Consider the following 3,994-nt stretch of genomic DNA (forward strand, 5'->3'; position numbering starts at 1 on the left):
CTCTACAACAGCATCTGGAACCACCTGACCGGCAAACCGTCGGGCTACGGCATCAGGGATGTTGATCTTTTCTACTTCGATGACAGCGACCTGTCCTATGAGGCCGAGGACGCGGTGATCCGCCGGGCGGAGAAGCATTTCGAGGGGCTGGCGTTGCCGGTCGAGGTGCGCAACCAGGCGCGGGTGCATCTGTGGTATCCGCAGAAGTTCGGACGGCCGTGCCCGCGCTATTCGAGCGCCAGCGAATCCGTCAGCCATTTTGCCTCGAAGACGCACGCCGTCGGGGTTCGATACGACGCTGACGGGCAGCTCGAGATCGTGGCACCGTTTGGTCTTGACGACATTTTCTCGTTTCGCATCACGCCGAACCGGGTGATGGACAATCAGCGCACGCATGAGGCGAAGGGTAAGCGTGCAAGGGAGAACTGGCCGGAGATTAGTGTCGAGCCTTGGTAAAAATGTCGGCAGGGCAGAGGGGGGCGCTTCACGTCAGCGTCCCCATCTTCTGCACCGCGCTGCGTACGAAAAAGGGGCGCGCGGCGCCCCTTCCGATTACTCACCAGTTTTCAACCATTCACCAGCGTCAGCTCCTTCTCCGCATAGCGCCTACCGACCACCTTGTCGGGCGACAGCGCGTCACCAATCGCCTGCACCTCGACCGCGCTCAGCGCGATCCCGGCAGCCGCCGCATTCTGCTCCAGATGGCGTATCCTTCTTGCGCCGGGGATCGGCACGATGAAATCGCCCTGGTGCAGCACCCAGGCCAGCGCCAGTTGGGCCGAAGTTACCCCCTTTTCAGCTGCCAGCTTTTCCAGCGTCGCGATGACAGCGGCGTTGGCGGCCATGGCATCGGCCTGGAAGCGCGGCAGGCCGCGGCGCCAGTCGTCATCGCTCAAGGCCTCTGGCTTGGCGATCGTGCCGGTCAGCAAGCCCCGGCCGAGCGGGCTGTAGGGAACAAAACCGATGCCGAGCTCGCGGCAGACGGCGAACACCTCGTCTTCCGGGTCGCGGCTCCACAGCGAATATTCGCTCTGCACGGCGGCAATTGGATGCACGGCATGGGCCCGGCGGATGGTCGCCGCACTCGCCTCCGACAGGCCGAGCGCGCGCACCTTGCCCTCGCGCACCAGCTCGGCCATGGCACCGACCGTGTCCTCGATCGGCACGTTGGGGTCGACACGGTGCTGGTAGTAGAGGTCGATCACATCCGTGCCGAGCCGCTTCAGCGACGCCTCGGCGACCGCCTTGACGTGCTCGGGGCGGCTGTCGACGCCGGCCATGCGGTCGAGGCCTGTACCTTCCTCCAAAATCCTGAAGCCGAATTTTGTCGCGATCGTCACCTTGTCACGCGCGGACTTCAGCGCTTTGCCGAGCAGGATCTCGTTCTCGAACGGGCCATAGACCTCCGCCGTGTCGAAGAAATTGACGCCGATATCGATGGCGCGGTGCAGCGTGGCGATTGCGTCGGCTTCCGCCTGGCCGCCATAGGCGAAGCTCATGCCCATGCAGCCGAGGCCGACGGGATAGACGTTCAATTCAGTTCCTAGCTTGCGGGTTTGCATAACGCGTCTCCTTGTTGCGATGCGGCAGAAATAGCGCCTTGCCTTGTGTTCGATAATCGGCTCTCATTTGCACGGGCTGTTCTAAAAGATAGATCAATGAATCGCGCGCATCTTTCCCAACTGGCCGTGCTGGCAACCGTTGCCCAATGCGGCAGCTTTCGCGGCGCGGCCAGGGAATTGGCCATCGCGCCTTCGGCGGTCAGCCATGCGGTGTCCAGCCTAGAGGCGCGGCTTGGCGTTCGGCTGCTGGCGCGCAGCACACGCAGCGTCGCGCCGACCGAAGAAGGTGCGCAGTTGCTGGAACGGCTGCGACCGGCGCTGTCGGAGATCGATCTGGCGCTGGAGACGGCAATCGAGACACGCGACCGGCCGGCCGGCAATCTGCGCCTGACCGTGCCGCGCACCGCAGCCCATTTGGCGCTGACGCCACGGCTGGGCGCCTTTGCGTCGGCCTATCCCGATATCGTGCTGGAGATCGTCATCGAGGACCGTTTCACCGACGTGGTGGAAGGGGGCTTCGATGCTGGCGTCAGGCTAGGCGAGAGCCTGCAGCGCGACATGATCGCGGTGCGCATCGGGCCGGACCTTCGCGGCGCGGTGGTCGGCGCCCCGGTCTATTTCGAGGTCAACCCCAAGCCGCGTCACCCGCGCGACCTGGCTGACCACCGCTGCATCCGCTTCCGCTTCTCCAGCGGCATCCTCTACCGCTGGGAGTTCGAGAGAGGCCGCGAGGCGATCGAGATGGCGGTGGAGGGACCGCTGATCCTCGACGAGGACCATTTGATCGCCCAGGCGGCGGTCGACGGCGCTGGGCTCGCCTTCGTCTTTGAGGATTATGTCCGCGCGCCGCTCGCCGACGGCAGGCTGATCCGTGTGCTGGAGGACTGGTGCCCCTCCTTCGACGGCTTCTTCGTCTACTATCCGAGCCGCCGGCAGATGCGCCCGGCGCTCCGGGCGTTTGTCGATTTCTTCAAGGTGAGTGGATAGAGCGGGCTCGCCCCTCCCCTTGTGGCCCTCCGGAGGGAGAGGAAGGGAGCCAGGCTCGGCGAACTCGCGCCTTTCATCACCCTCCGGAGGGCCCTGATGGGAGTCCGAAGGACGGGCGAGATCGGCGGCTCGCCCCGGTAGGTCGGCTGAGGGACGGGGTGGGTAGCGCCCTACGAGACCCCCACCCCGCTTCGCAAAATCCGCTTCGCGGCATTTGCTGCGCGACCCTCCCCACAAGGGGGAGGGTGAAGCGCGCTGGAAGAAAGCCGAACCAACATTCGTTCACTCCCCATGCAAACATCGATCACCAACAGCGCCACCCGCTATGGCTGGGGCGCGATCCTTCTCCACTGGCTGATTGCGCTCATTTTCATCGGCCAGTTCGGGCTCGGCTTCGTCATGGTGCGGTTGACCAGCCAGCGCACCGCCTTCGAGCTGATCCAACTGCACAAATCTTTCGGCTTCCTGCTGCTCGGGCTTGTGTTGCTGCGCATCGCCTGGCGCCTTGGCAATGCAACGCCGGCGCTGCCGCGCTCGGTCGGAACCCTGGAGCGTCGGGCAGCACCGTTGGCCCATCTTGCGCTCTACGCGTTTCAGCTTGCCTTGCCCTTGTCCGGCTGGGCGCTGGTGTCGGTCTCGATGCTGGAGATCCCCAGCCTGCCGTTCAACCTGTTCGTCATGCCCAACCTGCCGTTGGCCGAATCGGATGGTGCCGAGAGCTTCTGGGCGGCGGCACATTGGTATCTCGCCTATGCCGGCATGACGCTTGTGACTCTCCACGTCGCGGCGGCGCTGCGGCATCATTTCCAGCTCAGGGATGGCGTGCTCACACGCATGGTCACGCCTTCGTCAGATTCGGAATAGAGCGAGCGGTTCATTCGTTCATGGAGTGAGGGCGCGCAAGAAATGCGCTGCCTCCAACAAGGAACATCCCCATGTACACGCGCATCCTCGGATTTGCGGCGGTCGCCTCTTGCCTGGCCATGCCTGTTTCTGCGGCCGTCGCGCTGGGTGACGCCGCCGGCAGCTATTCGATCAGCCCGGCCAGCTCCAGCATCCGCTTCTCCATCGGCAAGGTCGGCGGCGGCGGCCTCAATGGCACCTTCGCCCGCTTCAAGGGCTCGATCCGCATCGACAACAGCGATGTCGGGCGCTCAGCTGTCAATTTCACCATTTTTCCCGAAAGCGTCGGCACCGGCCAGGGCCGTATCGATGCCTTCCTGCGCTCCGACGCGGTGTTTGATGCCGCCAACAGCCCGGAAATCCAGTTCCGCTCTACCAGCGTGACCCGAACCAGCGACACCACGGCTCTCGTCAGCGGCCGGCTGACGGCGCGCGGCAAGACGTTCCCGGAAAAATTCACGGCCGAGCTCGGCGGTCTCAAGGCCGGCATGATCAAATTCCATGTCACCGGCAAGGTGCTGAGGTCGCGCTACGGCATGGAT

General features: G+C 64.3%; 5 protein-coding genes. 4 read left to right on the forward strand and 1 reads right to left on the reverse strand.

The window, feature by feature from the left end:
• Positions 1–456, forward strand: a 456-nt coding sequence (locus tag EN969_RS20140) for a nucleotidyltransferase family protein (protein WP_164758366.1), incomplete at its 5' end; no start/stop codon positions are given.
• A gap of 110 nt (positions 457–566) precedes the next feature.
• Here EN969_RS20140 and EN969_RS20145 read toward each other — a convergent pair.
• Positions 567–1,562, reverse strand: coding sequence for an aldo/keto reductase (locus EN969_RS20145; RefSeq protein ID WP_063169792.1), 996 nt, complete (start codon positions 1,560–1,562; stop codon positions 567–569).
• 96 nt (positions 1,563–1,658) lie between these two features.
• Here EN969_RS20145 and EN969_RS20150 point away from each other — a divergent pair, with 96 nt between their 5' ends.
• From EN969_RS20150 to EN969_RS20160, 3 genes are all read left to right on the forward strand, one after another.
• Positions 1,659–2,549, forward strand: a complete 891-nt coding sequence (locus EN969_RS20150; RefSeq protein WP_013528304.1) for a LysR family transcriptional regulator — start codon at positions 1,659–1,661, stop codon at positions 2,547–2,549.
• Between the two features lie 291 nt (positions 2,550–2,840).
• On the forward strand, positions 2,841–3,413 hold the full coding sequence (locus EN969_RS20155; RefSeq protein WP_063169793.1) for a cytochrome b: 573 nt from the start codon (positions 2,841–2,843) through the stop codon (positions 3,411–3,413).
• Between the two features lie 71 nt (positions 3,414–3,484).
• Positions 3,485–3,994 (forward strand): YceI family protein (locus tag EN969_RS20160; RefSeq protein WP_164758367.1); only part of this gene is annotated, 510 nt, incomplete at its 3' end.

Origin of the sequence: Mesorhizobium sp. M7A.F.Ca.CA.003.01.2.1, assembly GCF_003998945.1 — a bacterium.
Classification (GTDB): Bacteria; Pseudomonadota; Alphaproteobacteria; order Rhizobiales; family Rhizobiaceae; genus Mesorhizobium; species Mesorhizobium ciceri.